Origin of the sequence: Arthrobacter pullicola (assembly GCF_014836875.1) — a bacterium.
Classification (GTDB): Bacteria; Actinomycetota; Actinomycetes; order Actinomycetales; family Micrococcaceae; genus Arthrobacter_B; species Arthrobacter_B pullicola.
On sequence record NZ_JACSQC010000001.1, the window covers coordinates 24,172 to 47,127 of the forward strand.

23 protein-coding genes and 2 riboswitches are annotated in these 22,956 nt (G+C 66.6%); of the genes, 12 read left to right on the top strand and 11 right to left on the bottom strand.

Going from position 1 to position 22,956, the window contains the following annotated elements:
- Positions 1 to 26: 26 nt before the first annotated feature.
- Genes H9638_RS00130 through H9638_RS00145 form a run of 4 tightly spaced genes read right to left on the bottom strand, consistent with a single transcriptional unit; the run spans position 27 to position 4,160 of the window.
- Complete coding sequence (locus H9638_RS00130) at positions 27 to 1,241, bottom strand: acyl-CoA dehydrogenase family protein (RefSeq protein ID WP_191745179.1); 1,215 nt, start codon at positions 1,239 to 1,241, stop codon at positions 27 to 29.
- Positions 1,238 to 2,671, bottom strand: coding sequence for an LLM class flavin-dependent oxidoreductase (locus H9638_RS00135; protein WP_191745180.1), 1,434 nt, complete (start codon positions 2,669 to 2,671; stop codon positions 1,238 to 1,240). Before H9638_RS00135 ends, H9638_RS00130 begins: the two co-directional genes overlap by 4 nt.
- 21 nt (positions 2,672 to 2,692) lie before the next feature.
- Positions 2,693 to 3,358 (bottom strand): methionine ABC transporter permease, encoded by a 666-nt coding sequence (locus H9638_RS00140; RefSeq protein ID WP_191745181.1) that lies wholly within the window; start codon positions 3,356 to 3,358, stop codon positions 2,693 to 2,695.
- The gene (locus H9638_RS00145) at positions 3,351 to 4,160 is read right to left on the bottom strand and encodes a methionine ABC transporter ATP-binding protein (protein ID WP_191745182.1); all 810 of its coding nucleotides are present in this window, start codon (positions 4,158 to 4,160) and stop codon (positions 3,351 to 3,353) included. Before H9638_RS00145 ends, H9638_RS00140 begins: the two co-directional genes overlap by 8 nt.
- Before the next feature lie 104 nt (positions 4,161 to 4,264).
- Positions 4,265 to 4,366: riboswitch (SAM riboswitch) on the bottom strand.
- Positions 4,367 to 4,553: 187 nt separating this feature from the next.
- Here H9638_RS00145 and H9638_RS00150 point away from each other — a divergent pair.
- A complete protein-coding gene (locus H9638_RS00150) occupies positions 4,554 to 5,111 on the top strand; it encodes a DUF6434 domain-containing protein (protein WP_318241725.1) in 558 nt (185 codons plus the stop codon).
- 15 nt (positions 5,112 to 5,126) lie between these two features.
- Here the strand turns inward: H9638_RS00150 and H9638_RS00155 are convergent, their stop codons facing one another.
- From H9638_RS00155 to H9638_RS00165, 3 genes are all read right to left on the bottom strand, one after another.
- Positions 5,127 to 5,543, bottom strand: coding sequence for a CoA-binding protein (locus H9638_RS00155; protein ID WP_191745183.1), 417 nt, complete (start codon positions 5,541 to 5,543; stop codon positions 5,127 to 5,129).
- Between the two features lie 86 nt (positions 5,544 to 5,629).
- Positions 5,630 to 6,403 carry an alpha/beta fold hydrolase gene (locus H9638_RS00160; protein WP_191745184.1) on the bottom strand — a complete coding sequence of 258 codons (774 nt, stop codon included), beginning with the start codon at positions 6,401 to 6,403 and terminating at the stop codon, positions 5,630 to 5,632.
- Positions 6,404 to 6,489: 86 nt separating this feature from the next.
- Positions 6,490 to 7,383, bottom strand: a complete 894-nt coding sequence (locus H9638_RS00165) for a LysR family transcriptional regulator (protein ID WP_191745185.1) — start codon at positions 7,381 to 7,383, stop codon at positions 6,490 to 6,492.
- A 105-nt stretch (positions 7,384 to 7,488) separates the two neighbouring features.
- On the opposite strand from H9638_RS00165, the gene H9638_RS00170 reads away from it, so the two are divergent.
- From H9638_RS00170 to H9638_RS00185, 4 genes are read left to right on the top strand one after another with little or no spacing between them, the layout of a single operon-like run.
- A complete protein-coding gene (locus tag H9638_RS00170; protein WP_191745186.1) occupies positions 7,489 to 8,556 on the top strand; it encodes an MBL fold metallo-hydrolase in 1,068 nt (355 codons plus the stop codon).
- Between the two features lie 18 nt (positions 8,557 to 8,574).
- Positions 8,575 to 9,990: an MFS transporter gene (locus tag H9638_RS00175; protein WP_191745187.1), complete on the top strand. Its 1,416-nt coding sequence runs from the start codon at positions 8,575 to 8,577 to the stop codon at positions 9,988 to 9,990.
- A gap of 49 nt (positions 9,991 to 10,039) precedes the next feature.
- A complete protein-coding gene (locus H9638_RS00180; RefSeq protein WP_191745188.1) occupies positions 10,040 to 10,738 on the top strand; it encodes a TetR/AcrR family transcriptional regulator C-terminal domain-containing protein in 699 nt (232 codons plus the stop codon).
- Positions 10,722 to 11,471: an SDR family NAD(P)-dependent oxidoreductase gene (locus tag H9638_RS00185; protein WP_191745189.1), complete on the top strand. Its 750-nt coding sequence runs from the start codon at positions 10,722 to 10,724 to the stop codon at positions 11,469 to 11,471. Before H9638_RS00180 ends, H9638_RS00185 begins: the two co-directional genes overlap by 17 nt.
- Positions 11,472 to 11,477: 6 nt before the next feature.
- On the opposite strand, the gene H9638_RS00190 is transcribed toward H9638_RS00185, so the two are convergent.
- On the bottom strand, positions 11,478 to 12,875 hold the full coding sequence (locus H9638_RS00190; protein WP_191745190.1) for an LLM class flavin-dependent oxidoreductase: 1,398 nt from the start codon (positions 12,873 to 12,875) through the stop codon (positions 11,478 to 11,480).
- Positions 12,876 to 12,909: 34 nt separating this feature from the next.
- Positions 12,910 to 13,024, bottom strand: a riboswitch (SAM riboswitch).
- A gap of 152 nt (positions 13,025 to 13,176) precedes the next feature.
- Here H9638_RS00190 and H9638_RS00195 point away from each other — a divergent pair.
- The 5 genes from H9638_RS00195 to acs all read left to right on the top strand — a co-directional run bounded on the left by H9638_RS00195 (position 13,177) and on the right by acs (position 19,131).
- On the top strand, positions 13,177 to 14,016 hold the full coding sequence (locus H9638_RS00195; protein ID WP_191745191.1) for a hypothetical protein: 840 nt from the start codon (positions 13,177 to 13,179) through the stop codon (positions 14,014 to 14,016).
- 291 nt (positions 14,017 to 14,307) lie between these two features.
- Positions 14,308 to 15,135 carry an ABC transporter ATP-binding protein gene (locus H9638_RS00200; RefSeq protein WP_191745192.1) on the top strand — a complete coding sequence of 276 codons (828 nt, stop codon included), beginning with the start codon at positions 14,308 to 14,310 and terminating at the stop codon, positions 15,133 to 15,135.
- Between the two features lie 107 nt (positions 15,136 to 15,242).
- A complete protein-coding gene (locus H9638_RS00205; protein WP_191745193.1) occupies positions 15,243 to 16,289 on the top strand; it encodes an aliphatic sulfonate ABC transporter substrate-binding protein in 1,047 nt (348 codons plus the stop codon).
- 62 nt (positions 16,290 to 16,351) lie between these two features.
- Positions 16,352 to 17,161, top strand: coding sequence for an ABC transporter permease (locus H9638_RS00210; protein WP_191745755.1), 810 nt, complete (start codon positions 16,352 to 16,354; stop codon positions 17,159 to 17,161).
- On the top strand, positions 17,152 to 19,131 hold the full coding sequence (gene acs / locus H9638_RS00215) for an acetate--CoA ligase (RefSeq protein ID WP_191745194.1): 1,980 nt from the start codon (positions 17,152 to 17,154) through the stop codon (positions 19,129 to 19,131). The genes H9638_RS00210 and acs overlap by 10 nt, the downstream gene beginning before the upstream one ends.
- Here acs and H9638_RS00220 read toward each other — a convergent pair.
- Complete coding sequence (locus tag H9638_RS00220; protein ID WP_191745195.1) at positions 19,128 to 19,388, bottom strand: hypothetical protein; 261 nt, start codon at positions 19,386 to 19,388, stop codon at positions 19,128 to 19,130. The two genes, acs and H9638_RS00220, sit on opposite strands and share 4 nt — an antisense overlap.
- Before the next feature lie 154 nt (positions 19,389 to 19,542).
- Here H9638_RS00220 and H9638_RS00225 point away from each other — a divergent pair, with 154 nt between their 5' ends.
- Together H9638_RS00225 and H9638_RS00230 are read left to right on the top strand one after the other, a co-directional pair.
- Entirely contained in the window at positions 19,543 to 20,928 is a 1,386-nt protein-coding gene (locus H9638_RS00225) for an O-acetylhomoserine aminocarboxypropyltransferase/cysteine synthase family protein (RefSeq protein WP_191745196.1), read from the top strand.
- Positions 20,921 to 21,424 carry a CoA-binding protein gene (locus tag H9638_RS00230; protein ID WP_191745197.1) on the top strand — a complete coding sequence of 168 codons (504 nt, stop codon included), beginning with the start codon at positions 20,921 to 20,923 and terminating at the stop codon, positions 21,422 to 21,424. The genes H9638_RS00225 and H9638_RS00230 overlap by 8 nt, the downstream gene beginning before the upstream one ends.
- A 98-nt stretch (positions 21,425 to 21,522) precedes the next feature.
- Here the strand turns inward: H9638_RS00230 and H9638_RS00235 are convergent, their stop codons facing one another.
- Together H9638_RS00235 and H9638_RS00240 are read right to left on the bottom strand one after the other, a co-directional pair.
- Positions 21,523 to 22,308 (bottom strand): hypothetical protein, encoded by a 786-nt coding sequence (locus H9638_RS00235; RefSeq protein ID WP_191745198.1) that lies wholly within the window; start codon positions 22,306 to 22,308, stop codon positions 21,523 to 21,525.
- Positions 22,280 to 22,852 carry an RNA polymerase sigma factor gene (locus tag H9638_RS00240; RefSeq protein WP_191745199.1) on the bottom strand — a complete coding sequence of 191 codons (573 nt, stop codon included), beginning with the start codon at positions 22,850 to 22,852 and terminating at the stop codon, positions 22,280 to 22,282. Before H9638_RS00240 ends, H9638_RS00235 begins: the two co-directional genes overlap by 29 nt.
- Positions 22,853 to 22,956 lie beyond the last annotated feature (104 nt).

Below are 22,956 nucleotides of genomic sequence, written 5' to 3' on the forward strand. Positions count from 1 at the left end.
TCGTAAGGGGTGGGTGACGTGAGTGGTTACCGGTAGGCGGAGGGAACGGGTTCGGTGCCGTTGAGGAAGTAGCGGCCGAGTTCGTTGTATTTGTAGGCCACCGGATCATGGAGGGTGTGGGTGCGGACGTCCCGCCAGTAGCGGTCAAAGCCGTATTTGCTGCCCGCAGCGCGTGCCCCGGTGACGTCGAAAACCCGTGCGGTGACGTCCAGGGACACTTCGTGGGCGGTAACCTTCGCAGCGGCAATCTGTTCGGCCACTCCGGCCCGGTCCGCCGCGGTCAGCTCCTCCCCGGCATCCCAGGCCCACTGCAGCGCCGTGGCGGCATGGTCGACGACGGCGGCCAGCGTCTGCAGCGCGGCCGTGAAGGAGCCGTAGTGGTTCTGGATAAACGGATCCTCCGCAGCGGACTCCACCTCGGCGTGGAACCAGGGCCGCGCACTGCTGCGCGTGTAGTCCCGGGCTGCGAGGACGGCGCCTTCGGCTGCGGCCAGGTAGGCATGCGCGAAGAGCAGCTGGAAGGCGGGGGTGGTGAGGACCTGGTGTGGACGGCGTTCGCCGTCGTGCGCTCCCAGATTCGTAATCACGTCCCCATCCGGCACAAAAACGTCGCGGAATTCGATGGTGTTCGTTGCGGTAAGCCGGGAGCCAAGGACGTCCCAGTCGTCGTGGCGGACCACTCCCTCGGATGCGGTGTCGATGATCAGCGCCAGCCGGTCTCCGCCGTCGACAATTGCCCGGCCGTAAATCCTGTCGGCGACCCGGCTGCCGGTGGAGAACGGCTTTTTACCGGTGACCCGGTAGCCGCCGTCGACGCGGCGGGCGGTGGCCTGCGGTCCCTGCGGGGTGCCGGTGGAGGACCAGAGCCATTGCTGGGCCAGGCATTCGTCTGCGAGTGCCTGCCCGCGTACCTCGTCCAGGTCGATGTACGGGAAGGACTGGAAAATGTAGTGGTAGCCGAGCAGCTGGCCGATGGAGTTGTCCGCCCGGGCGATCCGCTGCACAATCTCGAACGCCGTGGGCCAGTCAATTCCTGCGCCGCCGAAGCGGGTGGGAATGGTCAGCGGCAGCAGGCCGGACCGGCGCAGGATTTCCACCTCGGTGAAGGGCGGTTTGTTCGCCAGGTCCCGTTCCAGGGCGTCGGCACCGAGGATCGCGGCAACCTCGTCGGCCAGTGCGAACCAGTGTTCCTGGCCGGCACTGGTGCTGCGGCCGTAGCGGTGAAGCAGGCTGGCGGTCATCGGGTTTCTCCTGCGGTTGCAAGGCCGGCTTCGGGGGCAGCGGCTGTGAAGGCTCCGCGGAAGCGGGCGGCCGGGTGGCGTTCGTTCAGCAGCGGCCCGTTGCCGAAGAGCTTTTCGCGCAGGGTTCCCGGCGTGTACTCGTTCTGGGCCAGCCCGCGGCGGCGCAGTTCCGGCAGCACCCCGTCAATGAAATCGGTGTAGGAGCCGGGCAGCACAGCATTGATGATGTTGATGCCGTCCACGCCGGCGTCCTGCCAGCGCTCGAGTTCATCGGCGATCTGCTCCGGGGTGCCGGTGATCTGCTGCGCTTCGGTCCGGTACCGGGCGACGTCAGCCAGGGTCGGGTTGCCTCCGGGGGTGGAGTCGATGATGGCCTGCAGCACGCCGCGGCCGCCTTCGGTCTGCACGTCGCCGAGCGGGGTTTTAAGATCGAGCCCGCCGAGGTCGATTCCCAGGCCGCCGCCGATGTGCGCGATCACGGCGTCCAGGTCCAGGTATTCGTCCAGTTCGGCCTTTTTGCGCCGGGCTTCGGCTTCGGTGCCGCCGACCACAAAGGACAGTCCGGTGAAGACCTTGACATCGTCCGGCAACCGCCCGGCCTCGACGGCCCGGGACCGGACCCCGGCGGCCACCTTGGCGGCATGGGCGGGGTTCGGCGCGAAGATGAACGTGGCTTCGGCATTGGCCGCCGCGAACTGCTGGCCGCGTCCGGAGCTGCCGGCCTGGAAGAGCACGGGGGTGCGCTGTGCCGACGGTGCGCTCAGGTGCGGCCCGTCAATGGAGTAGCGCTCGCCGCGGTGATGGATCTTGTGGACCTTCTCCGGGTCGGCGTGCACACCGCTGGCCTTGTCCTGGATCAGCGCGCCCTCGTCCCAGGAGCCTTCCCAGAGTTTGTACACAGCTTCGACGTATTCATCCGCCCAGTCATACCGGCGGTCATGTTCCGTGAGCCCGGCGCCGTCGAAATTGCGGTGCGCGTTCTCCAGGACCGAGGTGACGATGTTCCAGCCGGCGCGGCCGCCGGAGAGGTGGTCCAGCGTGGACATCTGCCGGGCGAACTGGAAGGGGTGGCTTTGCACCACCGACGATGTCGCGGCCAGTCCGATGTCCTTGGTGGCTCCGGCCAGCGCCGCGAGCAGCAGCACGGGATCGTTGGCCGGCACCTGCAGGCCGCGGCGCACATGGGACGCCCAGCCGCCGTCGTGGTTTCCATACAGGCCCACGACGTCGGCGAAAAAGAGGGCGTCGAACTTCGCCGCTTCGAGCTGCCGGGCCAGGTCCGTCCAGAAGCCGAGCTCGTTGAAGCGGTGCTGCTCCGCCTCGGGGTGGCGCCACTGGCCGCCGCGGATGTGGCTGGTGGTATTCATCAGGAACGCGTTGAGCAGCAGGCGCGGCCTGGGCCCGGAAAAACGGGTGCTGGGGATAGGCATGGTGGTTCTTTCGGTTGAAGGCTAAAGACGCTTGTCCGCGCGCCGGGAAATCCAGGAGCCGCCCAGCTGGACGGCCTGCACCAGCAGGATCATCAGGACGATCGCGGTGATCATCAGCCCGGTTTCGTAGCGGTAATAGCCGTAGCGGATGGCGAAGTCGCCGATTCCGCCCCCGCCGACAAGCCCGGCCATCGCGGAATAGGAGATGAAGCTGACCGTCATGATGGTCACGGAGCTGATCAGCCCCGGCCGTGCTTCCACGAGCAGGACGTCGCGGACAATCTGCCCCCGGGTGGCGCCCATGGACCGGGCAGCCTCCACCACACCCCCGCCGAGAGCGGTGATGTTCTGTTCCACGAACCGGGCGAAATACGGGATCGCGTTGATGGTCAGCGGCACGATCACCGCCGCCGTGCCGATGGTGGTGCCCACGACGAAGCGGGTGAACGGGATGATCGCGATCAGCAGGATCAGGAACGGAAAGGACCGGACCAGGTTGACCAGCGAATCCAGGACCCGGTGCAGTTTGGGCTTGTGGACCAGCCCGTTGGGGCCGAGCGTGTACAGCAGGACACCCAGCGGGGTGCCGATCAGCACGGCCAGGGGAATGGCCACCAGGAGCATGATGCCGGTTTGGCCCAGCGCGGTGAGCAGCTCGGGCCAGACTTCGATGATGCGCTCAAGCACGGTGGGCTCCTTCGAGCCGGCGGCCGGCCGGCTTTCTTTCGGCACGGTCCAGACTGATTTCGTCGGAGATCAGGTACCGGCCGATCGAGGTGGCGGGGCTGAAACCGGGCTGCTGCAGGTCCGTGAGCGCGAACTGTTCCACTACCCGCCCGTCCTCCATCACGGCCACATTGTCTGCGATCGCCTTGATGACGTTCATTTCGTGGGTCACCACCACGATCGTGATGCCGAAGCGGGCGTTCACATCGCTGAGGTACTGCAGCACGGAGGCAGTGGTCCGCGGGTCGACGGCGGAGGTGGGCTCGTCGCACAGCAGCACCTTCGGCTCGGTGGCCAGGGCCCGGGCGATTGCCACCCGCTGCTTCTGGCCGCCGGAAAGCTTGGCCGGATACGCTCCCGCTTTGTCGGACAGATCGACGACGGCGAGCGCCTCGAGTGCCCGGCGGCGGCGCTCGGCGGCGTTTTTGACCCCGGAGAACTTCAGCGAAAGTTCCACGTTCTGCGCCGCGGTGCGGTTGTTCAGCAGGTTGAAGTGCTGGAAGATCATGCCGATCCCGTGCCGGGTTGCACGCAGGGCCGCGTCATCCAGAGCTGTCACGTCCACGCCGTCCACCAGGACCCGTCCGGAGGTGGGACGCTCCAACAGGTTGATGTTGCGCAGCAGGGTGGATTTACCGGCTCCGGAGAAGCCGATGATTCCCTGGATACTGCCACGCGGGATTTCCAGTGACACGTCATCCACGGCGGTGAAACTGGATTCTCCGGTGCCAAAAACGGTCGAAACATTCTCGATCCGAATCATGCCGTCCTCCTTCGGTCATTGCCCGGGAAGAGGTGAGCACCGCACGGCATCCTCATGGATGCGCTGAGGCGCACCCATGAGGGGACCAAAAGAAAGCGGGTGCTTCTCCATCGGTCCTGGCGGTAGCACCCCTCTCCTCCGCAGGATTACGGAAGGGGTTGCTGCGGCGTCATGGAGCCAGGTCTCTCAGCCGCTCTGGATGGTTACTGGTCCATGTAAGCCGGGACAGCCCCAGCCCGGCAAGAACATGTCGGTGTATGGCCCGGCACGTCGCTGTGTGACGCTTCGGGCGTCACACAGCGCCTTTGTTACGTAACCCGGACCGGCCCGACATAAACACCTTTGACGCCTAGGGTCACCGGGATATCCGCCCGGGTCAGGGAGGATAGGGCAGTGACTCTTCCGGAACGCCCTGCCCTCTCCCCTGCTCTGAGCGCGGCCGAGTTCCGCCGCTGGTACTGGCTGAAAGAGGAGCTGCTGGTCTTTGCCCGGACCCAGGGAATCCCCGCCTCCGGCTCCAAGGAGATCCTGGGCGAACGGATTGCTGCGTTGCTGGGCGGAAAACCCCTCCCTGCCGTGCCTGCCCCGGCGGGCAGGAAGGACAGGGTCCACCGTTTAGTGCCCCCGTTGACCATCCATACCGTGATCCCGGCCGGGCATCCCTGCAGCCAGGTCCTGCGGGAATTCTTCGTGAACGCCCTCGGCCCCGGGTTCCGGTTCGACGCACCCATGCGGGAGTTCTTCGCCGGCAATGACGGCACCGCAACCATGGGCGCGGCACTCGATCACTGGCACGCCACCCGGGGAGAGGCACCCCGGCCGATCGGCAAGCAGTTTGAGCTGAACCGTTTTTCCCGCGAGTGGCATGCTGCCAATCCGTCCGGCAGCCGGGAGCAGATGCTCGCGGCATGGCAGGTTCACCGGTCGCTGCCGGTGGATCAGCGAACATAGGGACCTGCGGCTGACCTACAGTCCGTAGCGCCCGGCTTCGATCACCGGGCAGGTGTCCATCACGACGTCGAGCCCGGCGTCGTGCGCACGCTGGGCAGCCGCTTCATCGATAACACCCAGCTGCAGCCACACCGCCTTCGCGCCGGCGTCGATGGCCTGGTCCACGATGCTGCCCACCTTCGCGGAGTTCACGAAACAGTCAACGACGTCGATCTGGCCGGGGATATCCGCGAGACGGGTATAGCCGGTGTTCCCGTGAACGTCCTCGCCCTTGAGGTTGACGGGGATAACTTCCATCCCCAGCGCGTCCTGAATGAACCGGGACACGCCAACGGCTGGGCGCAGCGGATTATTGGACAGCCCCACGACGGCCCATCGGCCCCGGGCGGAGAGCAGGCGGGAAATGACCTCGGGATCGTTACGGTGCGTCATAGGGCCGCCTCCTCCGGTCGGTCGTGCTGAAGACATTCCCACCTTACGCGCCAGGCAGCGTGCCCGTGGAGGTGCGGAGTCGCATCCTAGTCGAGGAAAGCGTCGACGGCGGCGGCCAGTTCGGCATCTTCGATGCCGTGCCATCCGCCGGCCAGGAGCTGGAATGATCCTTCGGGGAGCATCTCCGCAGCGTTCCGCGCCCAGTCCTGCAGCCGCTCATCGCTTCCGCTGCTGGCCAGGACGAGCACTGGCACCCGGACTCCGGTCAGGCTCCGCACATCAGTGTCGATCATCAGCGTGAGGTCGTAGGAAATAGTGTGCGCGGCAGGCTCAAACGGGCTGGGCTCGGAGGAGCGGATCATCTCCTCGGGGACCCCGATGGACTCCTGGAAAAGCCGGATCGCGCCGGCACGGTCATCTGCCTCGATGAGCGCTGCCAGCTGCGGACGGAAGTCTGCGCCGGAGCCGCCGTCACCGAAAAGGGGCGGTTCAACCGCCACCACGCTGGAGATGACGGCGGATTCCGAAGCCGCCCGCAGCGCCAGGATCGCTCCGGAAGAGGTGCCCAGCACATCCGCTGTCCCCCCGGCAGTTTCCACGACCGCAAGAAGGTCATCGACCTCGGATTCGGCGGTGTATTCCTCCCCGTCCCCGCTTTCGCCCTTTCCCCTGCGGTCATACGTGTAGACGGTATGGCCTGCGGCAAGCCGCTCGGCAACACCGGCCATTCCCGAGGTGGTCCGGTCCATCATGATCGGGTCCACCACCACCAGGGGAGGACCTTCACCGTGCCGCTCCCAGGCGATTGGTGTTCCATCGGCGGACAGCACGCGCCCCGAGGCGCCGTCTGAGGGGTCCATGGCTTCTCCTTTGTTGGAGTTGGGGCCACTGGCAGGCCGTCATTCCACGGTAGGAGGGCCCCCGGGCGGGGTCAATGGGCTGCTGCTTACGGCTGCCAATGAGCGCGGAGCGCGGCCAGGGACTCTTCCACCAGGGCGCTGCGGGTCACGCCTGCCGGCAGCGCGGCCATCACGGAATTGGTGGGGCTGCTCCCAGTCAGCGGCAGGAACTCCAGCGGCCGCCCCTCCGGGCTGAGCGGAGAAGGCTGCATCAGCAGGGAGTAGGCCAGGTTCCGGCCCACCACGTTGTGGATGGCCTGCACGCTCGCCGACCGCCAGCGGACATCCGGTTCCACACCGGCCCGGGCAAACTCGGCGATGGTCCGCTGGAGTGCAGGCTCCTCATCCATGAGGATCGCGGGGAAGCGGGCCAGCTCCGCCAGACTCACCGACGGCTGCCCGGCCAGGGGATGGTCCGGGCTGAGGACGGCTTGCCGCCGGGTCTCCTTGAGCAGCTCGGCCGTGCAGTCGGGCAGCACCTGTGCCTCGTAAACCACGCACAGCTGGAGCCGGCCGGCGAGCATGGCCTCCTGGATATCGGGTCCGCTGCCTTCCACAAAGTCCAGTTCAACCTGCGGATGCCGGGTGGTGAACCAGTCGACCAGTGCAGGGATGGCGTGCATGGCCAGCGTCCTGAACACTCCGATGACCAGCCGGCCGGACAGCTGGCCGTGCACCTGATCGAGCACCGCGGCCAGATCCGCGATCTGGCCGGTCATCTGCCGGGCCCGGGTGGCTACCACCTGTCCTTCCGGGGTCAGGGCCACCCCCTTGCCCCGCCGCCGGATAGCCAGGGTCACCCCGAGCGCCTGCTCCAACTGGGACAGCGCCAGGCTCACGGCCGCCTGAGAGACATGGCAGCGCCGTGCCGCCTCAGTGATCGACCGGGTCTCTGCAACGGCCGCGAAGTACTCGAGCTGGCGCAGTGTGATTTCGCTCATAAGGCCATCTTATGGGTCTAGCCAGTAATTATAGCTAGGTAAATGTGATGTAGGACACCATCCTTGAGGAAGCCCGCAAAACAGCAACCCCACGGAGCAACCCCTATGGATGTACAGGATTCCCTTCCCCACGTGATCACCCTCGGCACCGCGGGCGGCCCCCGCTGGTGGAAGGACCACCAGGGCACCCCGCGCTTCGGCATCGCCACGGCGGTAGTCGTCAACGGCACCTGGTACCTCGTGGACTGCGGCCAGGGAGCGGGCCGCCAGGCCAACGCCGCCGGCCTGGACATGGCCAACCTCGGCGGAATCTTCATCACCCACATGCACTCCGACCACACCGTGGACCTGCCCTCCCTGCTGCTCTTCGGTGCCTTCGAACTGAAGAACACGCCGCGGGGCCCGATCCCCGTGGTCGGGCCAGGCGACCGGGGCAAGCTGCCGCCGCTGTCGCCGCGGGCCACCGCGGTTCCGGTCCCCGTTGCGCCCGAACGGCCGACGCCGGGAGTCGCCGGATTGGTTGAGGGCCTGCTGGCCGCCTACGCCACCGACTGCAACGACAGGATCTTCGATTCCCTGGCCAAGAGCCCGGCAGAGCAGTTCCAGCCCCGCGAAATCACCCTTCCGGCCGGCCTCGGGTTCGATCCGGACACCAACGTCACCCCGGAAATGGAGCCGATCGAAGTCTTCCGGGACAAGAACGTCACCGTGACCGCCGTCCTGGTCGATCACCACCCCACCGCACCGGCCTTTGCCTTCCGCTTCGAGACAGAATCCGGCTCAGTGACCATTTCCGGCGATACGGCCCCGTGCGCCAACATGGTGCGGCTGGCCCGCGGAACTGACCTCCTGCTGCACGAGGCCATCAACCTCGACATCCTGGCCCGCCAGTACACGGACGCGCAGATGCTCCAGGCCACCATGGACCACCACCGCCGTGCCCACACCACTGCTGCAGAGGCCGGCCGAATTGCGTCCGAGGCCGGGGTACGCCACCTCGCGCTGCACCATCTGGTGCCGAGCTACTCCCCGCCCGAGGCGTGGGCCGAGGCCCGCACAACGTTCACCGGGAACCTCAGCATCCCCGAGGACCTGGAGGTCATTCCCTTCGGCAGCACCGGCAGCGCTGCCGTTTGCCGGTCCGTTTCCGGCGCGTCAGCCGCCGCCCTTTAGGATTTCGAGGAAACCACCATGAGCACCCAGCCCCATACTCCGGCCACGCCGGCCGGCAGCTACCACGCCTCCCCGCGGGAAATGCGCCGGATCCTGCTTTCCAGCTTCCTCGGCACCGCCGTCGAGTATTACGACTTCATCCTCTACGCCACCGCAGCCGGCATCGTCTTCAACCAGGTCTTCTTCGCCGGAATGGACCCGCAGGTCGCCATCTTCGTCTCCTTCGGCACCCTCGCCGTCGGCTACGTCGCGCGGCCCCTGGGCGGCTTTATCTTCGGCCACCTCGGCGACCGGGTCGGGCGGAAAACCATCCTGGTCACCACCGTCCTCATGATGGGCATTGCCTCCACCCTGATCGGACTGCTGCCCACCAGCGAACAGGTCGGGGTATGGGCCCCGATCCTGCTGGTGTCCCTGCGCCTATTCCAGGGCATCGCCGTGGGCGGAGAATGGGGCGGAGCCATGCTGCTGGCCTTCGAAAATGCCAAGAAGGAATCCCGCGGCTTCGCATCAGCCTTCGCCTACATGGGTGCCCCCGCCGGCACGATCCTCGGCACCCTGATGCTTTCGGCCATGTCCACCCTGCCGCAGGAGCAGTTCCTGTCCTGGGGCTGGCGCGTGCCGTTCCTGCTCTCCGCAGTCCTGATGGGCCTGGCAATTTTCATCCGCATGAAGGTCTCTGAATCCCGGATCTTCAATGAGCTCTCCGCTAAGGCAGAGACCAAGAAGCGCCGGGTCCCTGCCGCCGAGCTGTTCCGCGAACACCCCAAGGCACTGCTCATCGCCGTGGGCGCCGGGCTTTCCGGGCAGATGGCCCAGGGACTGATGGGCGCCTGGGCAATCTCCTACGCCGTACAGCAGGCCGTCCTGGCCCAGACCGAAGTACTCAACATCAAGGCCCTCGGCGGTGTCAGCACCATCCTCGTGATCATCGTGGCGTCCAAGCTCTCAGACCGGATGGGCCGCCGCCGCGTGCTCATCTGGGGCAACATCGGTGCCATGATCCTGGCCTTCCCCGTGATGGCACTGCTGGACATGGGGTCCACCGTGGCGTTTATGCTGGCCATCTTCCTGGGTCTGTCCCTGGTGCAGGGCTTCACCTCCGGACCCTACGGCGCCTTTGCCGGTGAGCTGTTCCCCACCTCCGTGCGCTATTCCGGCGCTTCGATCGGCTACCAGCTGGCGGCCACCCTCGGTGCGGGCTTCACCCCCATGATCGCCACCGCCCTGGTCATCGCCGGCGGCGGCTCCCTGTGGCTGGTCGCCGGACTGTGGACAGCGTTCTCCGGCATGTCGCTGATCTCTCTGCTGGCCGCCAAGGACCGTTCCGGCGAGGACATCCAGGAACTCGACGGCCCGGGCAGCACCCACGCAGCGGCCGCGGAGGAGCCGGAGCCCGTCCCGGCGTCTGCCGAACCTGTGCGTACACCGTAAACAAACAAGGTATACACTGTAAACACCGACGTTTACGAAAGGGGTGCCGATGGCCCGGTCCCTCCCGCTGCACCCCGATACCATTGCCGCTGCCGCCGTCCGGATTGCCGACGCCGAGGGCCTGGACGCCGTCAGCATGCGCCGGGTGGCGGGGACGTTGGGCGTCTCTGCGATGGCCCTCTACCGCCATGTCGCGGACCGCCGCGCCCTCCTGCTGCTGATGGCCGACGCCGCCAAGGACTTCGCGCTCCTGCCTCCCGGCGTGGCCACCTGGCAGGCAACGCTTGAACACATGGCCGACGCCCAGTGGCAGGCATTCCAGGCCCATCCCTGGCTGCTGCACATCGTACTGACCCCCCGTCGGCTGGTGAACCTGGCGACACCGGGTGAGGTGGAGCTGCTGCTCGCCCGGCTGCGCGGCGCCGGCCTCACCGAGGAGCAGGGCTTCGACTGCCTGCTGGGGATCTCTGCGGCTGTTATCGGCGCAGCCTCAATCACGGCGGCGGCGCAGTCCGGCCCCGAACAGTCCGGACCTGACGACCATGCGCAGTGGAACTCCGGGGCCGTGGCACGGTTCCCGCTGGCGGCCCGGTTCCAGGACCAGGGCATCAGCTCCGCAGCTTCCCGCCGCTCTCTGGACTTCGTCGTCGCCAACTTTATCCGCGGCGTCGAACAGGCGCTTGGGCAATTCCCCGGCTCCGCAATGCGCCCGGTTTCATGGAAGGAAGAAAATGCAACTGAAGGATAAGACTGCAATCATCACCGGCGGTGCCGGCGGAATCGGACGCGGAATTGTCCGCCGATTCCTGTCCGAGGGCGCGAAGGTGGCCGTGGTCGACATCGACCAGGCCCAGGGCGACCAGCTCCTGGCTGACCTCGACGGCCTGGGCGATGTCATTTTCATCGCCAAGGACATCTCCAAGGAGGAGAATGCCGCCGCGATCGTGGCCGAAACCGTGGAGCATTTCGGCGCCCTGGACATCCTGGTCAACAACGCCCATGCCTCCAAGCAGGCGCCGATCATGGAGACCACCCAGGAAATGTGGGACCTCTCCTTCGGCACGGGCACCATGGCAACGTTCCACCTGATGCGCGCCGCCTACCCGGAGCTGAAGAAGACCCGCGGCAGCATCGTCAACTTCGCTTCGGGCGCCGGCATGAAGGGCCTGCCGAACCAGGCAACCTACGCCGCGGCGAAGGAAGCCATCCGCGCCATCTCCCGGACCGCTGCCAATGAGTGGGCTGCGGACGGCATCCGCGTCAACGTGGTCTCTCCCATTGCCCTGACGCCGGGCATCGTCCAGTGGAGCCAGGCCTTCCCCGAGGCCTACCAGGAAGTCGTGGATGCCGTCCCGCTGGGCCGCCTCGGCGATCCCGAAACGGACATCGCACCGATCGTTGTGTTCTTGGCCAGCGAACAGTCCAAGTACATGACCGGCCAGACGCTGATGGCCGACGGCGGTTCCATCAAGCTGTACTAGCCAGCCCTAGCCGTTGACCGCCGGGGCGAAGCGGTACTTCGCGCCCCGGTGGGTTTCGGGCAGCTTGTCGCCGGCGCCGAAGAGCTTGTTCCGCAGCGTTCCGGGAGCGTATTCCGTGGGGTAGGCACCGCGCTTCTGCAGCTCCGGCACCACAAACTCCACCACGTCTTCAAACGTGCCGGGCGTCACGGCGTAGGCCAGGTTGAAACCGTCGACGTCGGTCTCCTCAACCCAGCGGATCAGTTCCTCGGCAACCTCGGCACCGGAACCGACCAGCCGCGGACCCAGCCCGCCGATCCCGGCAGATTCGGCGATGTCCCGCACGGTCCAGGGCTCGCCGTCATCCTTCACCTTCTGGAAGTTTCCGGCGGCGGACTGGATGGCGTTGGATTTCACGTTGCCCAGCGGCTCGTCCAGGTTGTAGGTGGAAAGGTCCACGCCCATCCAGCCGGACATCAGGGCCAGCGCCCCTTCGTCGCTGGTGTAGCGCTGGTAGTCCTCATGCTTGGCCTGCGCCTCTTCCGGAGTCGCTGCCGTGATGATGGTCAGCAGCGTGTAAATCCGGATCGAGTAGCGGTCCCGGCCGGCGGCTTCAGCGGCGTCGCGGATCTTGGTGACCGTGGCCTTGAGCTTTTCCACCGTGGGGGCTCCCACGAAAACGGCCTCGGCGTTCTCGGCGGCGAACGCGATGCCGCGGGGCGAGGCGCCCGCCTGGAAGATCACCGGGGTGCGCTGCGGGGACGGCTCGGAAATATGGATGCCGGGAACCTTGAAGTACTTGCCCTCGTGGTTGATGTCGTGCACCTTCGAGGGGTCGGTGAAGACGCCTGACTCGCGGTCCCGGACCACGGCGTCGTCCTCCCAGGAGCCCTCAAGCAGCTTGTAGACCACTTCGAGATACTCATCGGCATGGTTGTACCGCTCGTCGTGTTCCAGCTGGTCTTCCTGGCCCATGTTTCGTGCGGCGGAGGGAAGGTAGCCGGTGACCACGTTCCAGCCGACCCGCCCGTTGGTGATGTGGTCCAGGGTGGAGAGCCGGCGGGCAAACGGGTACGGGTGCTCGTAGGCAGTGCCCGCGGTGACGCCGAAGCCCAGGTTCTCGGTGACCAGGGCCATCGCAGAGACCAGCAGCAGCGGGTCGTTGACCGGCACCTGGGTGCCCTGGCGCAGCGTGGCCTCATTCGAGGAACCGTAAACGTCGTAGGTGCCCAGCACGTCGGCGATGAAGATGCCGTCGAAGAGCCCGCGTTCACAGATCTTGGCCAACTCGGTCCAGTAGCGGATGTCGTTGTACCGCGAGGACTGGTCTTCGGGATGGCGCCACAGGCCGGGCGACTGGTGGCCCACGCAGTTCATGTCGAAGGCATTGAAGCGGATCTGACGGGGTGCGGGCGAGTTTGCCATGTAAGTCCTTTTCGGGTTGACGCACCGTCAAGGAGCGCCGTACTTGCCACTGGCGAAAGCGCCTGCGACCGGATCGTCATCTGGGGCACCCCGCCACGGGAGAGGGTTGCCGCCCAACCAGCCAGAGCTTTGCGTTGGGACTCATGATCCTGCCCGCCCAGTATGGAACACCGCCCCCGGTGGCGCGCAAGCCGGACTGTGTCACGCGGCGTAATGCCCGACGGCGGCGCTGGGGAATCCGTTCTCAACAGGCAGGTCCGGCGTAGCTGCCTGTCGGCGAAGAATCCCTTAGGGTAGCGAAATGAGAAGACACCTCACCTGGATTCTTCCCTTGGCGCTCATCCCCATTGCCTATATCGCCTTGCGGCTGGTTTTCACTGCATACGGTGAGAATGATGCGGACAGTGGCGCTTCGATGGATCTTGGATATGCCCTCTTACTTCTTGCTGCCCTTGGGGTTTGGTTGGTCGGCACCATTTACCTAACCATCAAGGCAATTACGAACGCGCACCGGGTATTCCGCTCGTTCCGACGGGGAAAAGGCCATTACACCCGCACGGAACAGGCACAGCGGGACCTCCAGCTGCATTATGAAGATTCTTGGAATAAAGCGCAGGCGTTGACCGGACAATTGAGTGAAGGCCATCTCCCTCCCGCCATGCAGGTGTGGGGCGTGGTTCTGGAACCGGGCGAAAACCTCCACCTCCAAATCACCGCTGACTATGCCCGCTTTTACGGCTCGCCCGGTACATATGTCCACACGAGCGGTTTCTTTTGGGGTCAGCCGGCTTTTGTGCTTGCCGGGATGGGAGTAACTGCCTTGTCCAATAATTCTCGGCGCCGGTCGGCAGAAGCTGCCTCACGCCAGCATTGGCGCGACGCAAGACGCACGGCAATGTTTTTGACTGACCGCCGCATCCTCTGCCAGGTGGATGGCCGCTGGTTGAGCTTTTACTATTCCCACGTCGCGGCCTGCTATCCCGAGCCGGAAAACAACAGTGTGGTGTTGGAATTCCATCAGGGCGATCCGCTGCTGATCGGCGGACCGGAAGCGCCACTTGCGGCGGCCTACATTGTCTGGGCGCTCTACGGCGCAAATGGCCTCACCAGCCATCCTGCGCTGGGGTCCCTACGCGGTTAATCATCCGGCGCACGGCGGCGTAATGCCCGGCGGCGGGAGCCGGGTTCGCCGCGAATCCGGCGCGGCGAATTGTTACGCCGGGACTTGCCCGCGGGCAGCCCGAGGGCGTTTAGTTATGGCTTGACCATCCCGAGCGGCTGAGAGACCTGGATCAGTGAAGCCGCAGCAACCCTGGTCGGCGCGTTTCCTCCTTGAGGCGCGGCGATAACGAGGTGGACGTCGCAGGAGGCCGGTAAGCCGGCCCAGGACGTTTTCCGTAGGGTGCTACTGCCAGGACCGATGGAGTGTTCAATGACTGCAGTACTTTCCTCCGGGTCCCATGCCGTGTCCGCTGCCGCGGGCCCCGCACCAGACACCGCCCTGTCCGTGACCTTCGACGGCGTGGGCCGCAGCTTCGGCTCCGGCCCGGACGCCCACGTGGTGCTCCGGGACATTCACTTCGAGGTGCGCCCCGGTGAAGTCCTCGCCATCCTTGGCTCCAGCGGCTGCGGCAAATCCACCCTGCTGCGGGCCACCGCGGGGCTCGACGCCGCTTCGACCGGCAGCGTGCGGATCGACGGAACAGCCGTCCGCGGCATCGATGACCGCTGTGCCGTGGCCTTCCAGGAACCCCGCCTGCTGCCCTGGCAGACCCTGCAGGCCAATGTTGCGATCGGCCTCCCCAAGGGCACCAGCGCCAGCGAGGGCAAGGCGAAGGTTGCCGAACTGCTGAAGCTGGTGGAGCTGGACAGCTTCGCCAAGCACCAGCCCCGCGCGGTATCCGGCGGTATGGCGCAGCGCGCCTCCCTGGCACGGGCCCTGGCCCGCAGGCCCGGGGTGCTGCTGCTGGATGAACCGTTCGGTGCTCTCGACGCGCTGACCCGCCTGAAGATGCAGGATCTGCTGCTGGACGTGCACCGCGCCGCCCCGGCCACCGTCCTGCTGGTCACCCACGACGTCGACGAGGCGCTGCAGCTCGCAGACCGCATCATCGTCCTGGGCCGCGAACCGGGCAAACCCGGCGCCACCATCACCCAGACCATCACCGTCCCGGGCGCACGTCCCCGGGACCGTGCCTCGGCCGAACTGGCGCGAATGCGCGGCGAGCTCCTGGCGAGCCTCGGCGTCGAGCGCCACTAGCCTTCCCACCCGTTGTCCCACGTCCCGGCCGTGCCGGGACGTCTCCGCGGACGTTTTGTGCCCGCACCAGCTTTGCTTCCCCACCCCGCTCATCCAAAGGAATCCCCATGAACAGCCGTTCCCGCTTTACCCGCCGCCCCCTCGCGGTAATCGCCGCCACCGCCGCCGCGGTCTCCCTGGCCCTGACCGGCTGCGTCGCCGGTGAGGATTCCTCCGCCGGTGCCGCCAGTGAAGCTGCCGACGGCGGCACGCTGAACATCGACTTCGCCACCTACAACCCCCTGAGCCTGGTCATCAAGGACCAGGGCTGGCTGGAAGCCACCCTCGCCGAGCAGGGCGTGGACGTGAACTGGGTACAGTCCGCCGGCTCCAACAAGGCGAATGAGGCACTGCGGGCCGGGGCGATCGACGTCGGCTCCACCGCAGGTTCTGCCGCCCTGCTGGCCCGCGCGAACGGCTCGGAGATCACGACCATCAGCATCTACTCCCAGCCGGAGTGGGCTGCCCTGGTGGTCGGCCCGGACTCGGACATCACCTCGGTGGCGGACCTGGCCGGCAAGTCGGTCGCTGCGACCAAGGGCACCGACCCGTACTTCTTCCTGGTCCAGGCCCTGGAGGAGGCCGGCCTGAGCACCTCGGACGTAACGGTGGAGAACCTGCAGCACGCCGACGGGCGCACCGCACTGGAAAACGGTGCCGTTGACGCCTGGGCCGGGCTGGATCCGATCATGGCAGGCGCCGAGCAGGCCGGTGCGGAGCTGCTGTACCGCAACCTGGACTTCAACACCTACGGCTTCCTGAATGCCACCGAATCCTTCCTCAAGGAAAAGCCCGAGCTGGCACAGGTGGTTGTGAACGCGTATGAGAAGGCCCGCGCCTGGGCCGCCGAAAACCCGGAGGAAACCGCGCAGATCCTGGCCGACGTCGCCGGCCTGGACCTTGAGGTAGCCAAGACCGTGATCCTGGAGCGCAGCAACCTGGACGTTGACGCCGCCCCGGGTGACGCGCAGCGTGCGGTCCTGGAAAAGATCGGCCCCACGTTTGTGGAGACCGGTGACGTCGCGGAGCAGTCCACCATTGACGACGCCATCGCCAACCTGCTGGACGATTCCTTCGTGAAGAAGGCCGATCCGGAAGCCATCAAGGAATCCTAGTGAGCAATTCGTACCTGACCGGAAGCTCGGCAGTACCCGGCGGCTTGCAGGGCCCCCCGGCAGTGCTCCCGTCCCAACCCGCTGCCCCGGAGCGGATCTCCGGGGCCTCCGGACCGCTCTCCCGGGGCTGGGTCCGAGTGCTCCTGGGCCTGGTGGTCCCGGTGCTGGTCCTTGCGCTCTGGCAGCTGGTTTCGGTGCTGGGGGTCTTCAGCGCCGTGCAGCTGCCCTCGCCGGGCGCTGTCCTGTCCTCCGCCGTCGACCTGTTTGACCGCGGGGAACTGGGCACACATATCGCCATCTCCACCCAGCGCGTGCTGACCGGTTTTGCCGCCGGCGCCGCGCTGGGCCTGGTGCTCGGCGCCGTGCTGGGCCTTTCCCGCCTGGCCGATGTCCTGCTCGGCCCGCTGCTCGGCGCGCTCCGTGCCGTACCGTCGCTGGCGCTGGTGCCGCTGCTGATCCTCTGGATGGGAATCGGGGAGGACTCGAAGGTCACGCTGATCACCATCGGTGCGTTCTTCCCGGTCTTCACCACCGTGTCCCTGGCGCTGCGGCACGTGGACAAGAACCTCGTCGAAGCCGCGCGGGCGTTTGGCCTGAACGGCGTCAAGCTGCTCACCACTGTGCAGCTGCCCGCCGTCGTCCCTGCCGTGTTCTCCGGGCTGCGGCTGGCACTGGCGCAGTCCTGGCTGTTCCTGGTGGCGGCCGAGCTGATCGCCTCCTCCATGGGGCTCGGCTTCCTGCTGACGGACTCGCAGAACAACGGCCGCACCGACCGCATGTTCCTGGCAATCGTGCTGCTGGCAGTTATTGGTAAGACAACCGATGCCCTGCTGGGCCTCGCAGAAAAGTGGGCAGTGAAGAAGTGGGCGTAAGAACAGCACCCCAGCCGGCCGCAGAGCCGGAGTTCGCCACTGAAGCGGAACGCATCGCGTTCTGGGAGGAAGCCGCGCGGCGGCTGCAGTGGGAGGAACCGTGGCACACCGCGCACCGGTTCACCCCGCCGCAGCGCCTCAGCGGGCCGGAGGTTCCCGAAGCCGACGCAGAATACAGCGTTCCGGAGATCGAGTGGTTCGCTGGCGGCAAGCTCAACGTCGCCGTGAACTGCGTGGACCGCCACGTCGCCGCCGGCCACGGAGACAAGGTTGCCCTGCACTTCGAGGGTGAGCCCGGCGACCGGCGCACCCTGACCTACGCCGACCTGCAGCAAGAGGTCTCCCGCGCCGCCAACGCTCTGCTGGCCCTCGGCATCGAACAGGGCGACCGGGTGGTCATCTATCTGCCGGTCATCGCCGAAACCGTCATCATCACCCTGGCCTGCGCCCGCATCGGGGCCGTGCACTCGCTGGTGTTCGGCGGGTTCTCCGCGGAGGCGCTGAAGTTCCGGGTGGAGGACACCCGCACCAAGCTGCTGGTCACCACGGACGGGCAGTACCGGCGCGGGGCAGCCGTCCCGGTCAAGGACAACGCGGATAAAGCCGTGTCCGGCGAGAACTCGATCGAGCACGTCCTGGTGGTCAAGCGGACCGGCTGCGACATCGCCTGGACCGAGGGCCGGGATATCTGGTGGCACGAGACCGTTGACACCGCCTCCGACGTGCACGAACCGGAAGCGTTCGACGCCGAAACCCCGCTGTTCATCATGTACACCTCCGGGACCACGGGGAAGCCCAAGGGCCTGGTGCACACCATGGGCGGCTACCTCACGCAGGCCTCGTGGAGCTACGAGTTCCTCTTCGCCAACCCGGACGAAGCCGCCCGCGCTGACGACGTCCACTGGTGCACCGCGGACCTGGCCTGGGTCACCGCGCACACCTACGAAATCTACGGTCCACTCTCCAACGGCGTCACCGAGGTGATTTTCGAGGGCACTCCGAACACCCCGCACCCCGGCCGGCACTTCGAAATCATCGAACGCTACAAGGTCACCAGCTATTACACCGCCCCCACCCTGGTCCGCTCCCTGATGGGCTGGTTCCCCGACGGCGTCCCGGACACCTGGGACCTGTCCTCCATCCGGCTGCTCGGCACCGTGGGCGAGGCCGTGAATCCGGAGGCCTGGCGCTGGCTGCGGGAAAACGTCGGCCGCGGCGAAGTCCCGGTGATCGATACCTGGTGGCAGTCCGAAACCGGCGCCACCATCCTCTCCCCGCGCCAGACCGACACCGTGTTCAAGCCCGGCTGCGCCTCCCGTGCCCTGCCCGGCGTCTCCACCCGGATCGTCGACGAGGACGGCAATGACGTCCCGGCCAATACCCAGGGCTTCATCGTGGTGGACCGGACCGGCCCGTCCATGGCCCGCACCTGCTGGGGCGATCCGCAGCGCTACCTGTCCTCCTACTGGCGGCAGTACGCAAAACAGGGCTGGTTCCTGGCCGGCGACGGCGCCCGGTATGACGACGACGGCGATACCTGGATCCTGGGCCGGGTGGACGACGTCCTGAACGTCTCCGGGCACCGGCTCTCCACGATCGAGATCGAGTCGGCCCTGGTGTCCCACCCCTGGGTCGTGGAGGCAGGGGTCTGCCCGGTCGCCGATCCGAAGACCGGGCACGCGATCGCCGCGTTCGTGGTGCTGACCGAGACTGCATCGAAGGATGCGGGCGAGGTGACGAAGGAACTGCGGAACCACGTCGCCAAGGAAATCGGGCCGATCGCCAAGCCCGCCGCCGTCGTCGTGGTTCCCGATGTCCCCAAGACGCGCTCCGGCAAGATCATGCGCCGGCTGCTGACCCAGCTGTTCGAGGGCACCACGCTCGGCGACACCACCAGCCTGCAGAACGAACCGTGCATTCCGGCGATTCACGCCGCCTGCCAAGTCCGCAGGACTGGAAGTGGCGTCTAATGCACCCGCGCAAGGGTCACCCGGTCCAGCTCCACGGCGCCGCCCATGGCACGGTGCAGCCGGATGAACTCGACCGGGGAGACCTCCAGGATCGATGTGTCCTTTTTCTCCGGCAGCAGGTCGGGATGCCCGTTCTCCATCAGCTCGATGAACAGCTGCTGCGCGTCCGTCCGGTCCATGGGATCCGTGGGGGTGATCTTGTGGTTGGCGGAGGCCAGTTTGTAACCGGTTTCGACGACGATCACGTACTGTTCCATGCCCGCTCCCGGGTTGTGGGGTTCCGGCACCGGCCGGAGTAGACCCCGCGCTCAGCGCAACTGTCCTCAACATTGTTGGTTTCCACCGCCCAATAAAGCAACCATTGCCTTACCGCTTCGCAGCGGTCCCCCTAAGGAAGGAGCACTCAGTCCCATGAGTGATCGCCAGTTCGGATTCCGTACCCGCGCCCTGCACGCGGGCGGCACACCCGATGCCATCCACGGTGCGCGCGCCGTCCCCATCTACCAGACCACGTCCTTTGTCTTCAAGGACACCGACGACGCCGCCAACCTCTTCTCGCTGCAGAAGTACGGGAACATCTACTCCCGCATCGGCAACCCCACGGTGGCTGCGTTCGAGGAACGCATCGCCTCCCTGGAGGGCGGCATCGGTGCGGTGGCGACGGCGTCGGGCATGTCCGCCGAATTCGTCACCTTCGCGGCGCTCTGCCAGGCCGGGGACCATATTGTGGCCGCGTCCCAGCTCTACGGCGGCACGGTCACCCAGCTGGACGTCACACTGCGCCGCTTCGGCATCGACACGACCTTTGTTCCCGGCACCGATCCCGCCGACTACGCGGCGGCCATCCAGGAAAACACCAAGGCCGTGTACGCCGAGGTAGTCGCCAACCCCAGCGGCGAGGTCGCCGATATTGAGGGCCTGGCCAAGGTGGCGCACGACGCCGGTGTGCCGCTGATCCTCGACGCCACCCTGAGCACGCCCTACCTGGTCCAGCCGTTCAAGCACGGCGCGGACATTGTCATTCACTCCGCCACCAAGTTCATCGGCGGCCACGGCACCACCCTGGGCGGCGTCGTCGTCGAGGCCGGCACGTTCAACTGGGGCAACGGCAAGTTCCCGGCCATGACCGAGCCGGTGCCGTCCTACGGCAACATCTCCTGGTGGGGGAACTTCGGGGAGTACGGCTTCCTGACCAAGCTGCGTTCCGAGCAGCTGCGCGACATTGGACCCACGCTCTCCGCGCAGTCCGCCTTCCAGCTCCTGCAGGGCGTGGAAACCCTGGCCCAGCGGGTGGATGAGCACCTGCGCAACGCCCAGGCCGTGGCCGAGTGGCTCGAAGCTGATGACCGCGTGGCCTGGGTCTCCTACGCCGGCCTGGAATCACACCCGCACCACGAGCGGGCGAAGCACTACCTGCCCAAGGGCGCAGGCTCCGTCTTCAGCTTCGGGGTGAAGGGCGGCCGCGCTGCCGGGCAGGTGTTCATCGAATCCCTGCAGCTCGCCTCACACCTGGCAAACATCGGAGATTCCCGCACCCTGGTGATCCACCCGGGTTCGACCACCCATCAGCAGCTCTCCCCCGAGCAGATGGCCGCAGCCGGTGTTCCGGAGGACCTGGTGCGGATTTCCGTGGGCCTGGAGGACCTGGAGGACATCCTCTGGGACCTGGACCAGGGCCTCACCGCTGCCGCTGCCGCAGCGTCCGGCGCTGCCACTGCAGTCCCCGCCGCTGAAGCCGCGTCCTGCACCGTGCCCGCCCCGGCCGCCGTCGAAAACCAGGAGTCCGCCAATGTCTGAGAACCGCACTGACACCGGGAGCTGGGTAGGCCCCAGCGCCCCTGAACGCCTCGCCCTGCTCCGCTCGGCCAAGTCGATCGCCATTGTGGGTGCCTCGGACAAACCGTCCCGGGCCTCCTACTTCGTGGCGACGTACCTGCTCTCTTCCTCGCCGTACAAGGTGTATTTCGTGAACCCGGTGGCCAAGGAAATCCTGGGCCAGCCGGTCTACGCCTCGCTGGCGGACCTGCCGGAAACCCCGGACATCGTGGACGTTTTCCGCCGGCATGATGACCTGCCGACCGTCCTGGAAGAGGCGAAGGCCGTGGGCGCGAAGACGCTCTGGCTGCAGCTGGGTTCCTGGCATGAGGAAGTGGCCCGGGATGCCGAAGCCGCCGGAATGAACGTGGTCATGGACCGCTGCGTGAAGATTGAGCACGCGCGGTTCCACGGCGGATTGAACCTGGCCGGCTTCAACACCGGGGTGATCTCCTCGAAGCGCCAGCTCACGGCGTAGCTTCCGGGCCTTATGCGGAGTGAGGGCCTTATCCGGAGTGAGGGTCTTATCCGGCGTGAAGATCTGGCCGGTGTGAAGGTCTGTCCGGAAGCGATGCCCTAGCGGGAGCCGGGACCCCAAGCGGAGTTTCCGCCGTGGTTCCGGCTCCCGTCGCCAATGGGCTGCCACACGTTGGATGTGCCGCTGCGCGAATCCTCCGCACCCTTGCCTGGGTTTCGCTGCTGCCAACCGCCGGACTGTTCAGCCCGGTGCTGGCCGCGGAACCCGTCGTCGTCGTCATCATCGTCGTCGTCGTCGTGCCACTGACTCTCGGGGCGTTCCGCGCGCCCGTTCCCCTGTCCATGACCCTGCCCGCGGTCGCTGGTGGACCAGTCCTGGTTTGCGCCGGGACCGGGCTGCGCTTCATCTGCCGCAGGGGCCGGCACAGCAGGGACGGGCTCAGCTGGGGTTTCCTCCGCGGGCACCGGGACCGGGGCCGGCGCAGCCGTCTCGGCCGGGGCCGGGATGGCGGGCTCCAGGGGAGGTTCCGGTGTGGGGGCCGGAACCTCTTCGTAGGTGAAAGGAGCGGGCGCTTCGTGCGATGTCTCGGCCGTAACCCAGAAGTCATGGCTGGTTGCCGCCACACCGGTGGTGCCCGCTGCCATCGCGGCAATCACCGCGCCGCCGAGCAGGAAGCCCCGCCTGCGGGTGGATTTCCGCAGGGGCGTTACCCCGGCGGTGAAGAGGGCTTCGAGTTCTGCACACGGCGCCGGTGCCGCTTCCCGGCCGGATTCGCGCATGCGGAGAAGCGCCGCCTCAAGCTCCTGAGTGGCCTCTACGCCTGATTCCGTCAAGAGGCGTCGGATGGCTTCCTCGTCATTGGGGTTGCTGGACATACTGTTCATGCTCCGTTGCCTCCTTTCCTGTGATTCGTTCCTTAAGGGCGATGAGGGCCCTCCGCTGAAGTTGTTTGACCGAGTTAACCGTCTTCCCCATAATCACGGCGGAATCCTCGAGGGACAGATCCGCCACCACCCGCAGGAGCAGGACCTCGCGCTGCTGCTCGGTGAGGCCTGCCAGGAGCGGCTCCGCTGCCAGCACCGATTCCAGGACCGCCGTTTCGGCGGACGGGGTGTACCGGGTGTCCGCCAGCGGATCGTACGGCGCTGCCACGGGCTGGCGTTCCCGCCGGCGGTGGTCATCGACCATCCTGGCGTGGGCGACCGAAAAGGCGAAGGTCCGCAGTCCGGCCGCTCCACCGGTAATGGTTGGCAACTGGGAAAAGACTGTCAGGAAGACCTCCTGCGCCAAGGCTTCCGGATCCTCGCAGCCTTTGGATCTCAGATACCCAAGGACCCCTGGTGCCAGGGACTCATAAACCGCCCGCAGGGCCACCGGATTTTTTGCGCGCGCCTCGGAGACCATCTGCTCTGTCAGCGGGTCAGCCAAGGCGGGGTCTTTTCGATCTGGGACGTTGGGGCGAACCAAATCGTACCCCGCCAAGGCAGGTCCCGCTGGGAAATAGCCGTGCCGGAGCTTGCTGGGGGGATAAG

Excerpts from the sequence above, each read along its gene's own strand:
- H9638_RS00130 (WP_191745179.1), bottom strand. The coding sequence starts at position 1,241 with ATGACCGCCAGCCTGCTTCACCGCTACGGCCGCAGCACCAGTGCCGGC.
- H9638_RS00135 (WP_191745180.1), bottom strand. The coding sequence starts at position 2,671 with ATGCCTATCCCCAGCACCCGTTTTTCCGGGCCCAGGCCGCGCCTGCTG.
- H9638_RS00145 (WP_191745182.1), bottom strand. The coding sequence starts at position 4,160 with ATGATTCGGATCGAGAATGTTTCGACCGTTTTTGGCACCGGAGAATCC.
- H9638_RS00155 (WP_191745183.1), bottom strand. The coding sequence starts at position 5,543 with ATGACGCACCGTAACGATCCCGAGGTCATTTCCCGCCTGCTCTCCGCC.
- H9638_RS00160 (WP_191745184.1), bottom strand. The coding sequence starts at position 6,403 with ATGGACCCCTCAGACGGCGCCTCGGGGCGCGTGCTGTCCGCCGATGGA.
- H9638_RS00165 (WP_191745185.1), bottom strand. The coding sequence starts at position 7,383 with ATGAGCGAAATCACACTGCGCCAGCTCGAGTACTTCGCGGCCGTTGCA.
- H9638_RS00170 (WP_191745186.1), top strand. The coding sequence starts at position 7,489 with ATGGATGTACAGGATTCCCTTCCCCACGTGATCACCCTCGGCACCGCG.
- H9638_RS00175 (WP_191745187.1), top strand. The coding sequence starts at position 8,575 with ATGAGCACCCAGCCCCATACTCCGGCCACGCCGGCCGGCAGCTACCAC.
- H9638_RS00180 (WP_191745188.1), top strand. The coding sequence starts at position 10,040 with ATGGCCCGGTCCCTCCCGCTGCACCCCGATACCATTGCCGCTGCCGCC.
- H9638_RS00185 (WP_191745189.1), top strand. The coding sequence starts at position 10,722 with ATGCAACTGAAGGATAAGACTGCAATCATCACCGGCGGTGCCGGCGGA.
- H9638_RS00190 (WP_191745190.1), bottom strand. The coding sequence starts at position 12,875 with ATGGCAAACTCGCCCGCACCCCGTCAGATCCGCTTCAATGCCTTCGAC.
- H9638_RS00195 (WP_191745191.1), top strand. The coding sequence starts at position 13,177 with ATGAGAAGACACCTCACCTGGATTCTTCCCTTGGCGCTCATCCCCATT.
- H9638_RS00200 (WP_191745192.1), top strand. The coding sequence starts at position 14,308 with ATGACTGCAGTACTTTCCTCCGGGTCCCATGCCGTGTCCGCTGCCGCG.
- H9638_RS00205 (WP_191745193.1), top strand. The coding sequence starts at position 15,243 with ATGAACAGCCGTTCCCGCTTTACCCGCCGCCCCCTCGCGGTAATCGCC.
- H9638_RS00220 (WP_191745195.1), bottom strand. The coding sequence starts at position 19,388 with ATGGAACAGTACGTGATCGTCGTCGAAACCGGTTACAAACTGGCCTCC.
- H9638_RS00225 (WP_191745196.1), top strand. The coding sequence starts at position 19,543 with ATGAGTGATCGCCAGTTCGGATTCCGTACCCGCGCCCTGCACGCGGGC.
- H9638_RS00230 (WP_191745197.1), top strand. The coding sequence starts at position 20,921 with ATGTCTGAGAACCGCACTGACACCGGGAGCTGGGTAGGCCCCAGCGCC.
- H9638_RS00235 (WP_191745198.1), bottom strand. The coding sequence starts at position 22,308 with ATGAACAGTATGTCCAGCAACCCCAATGACGAGGAAGCCATCCGACGC.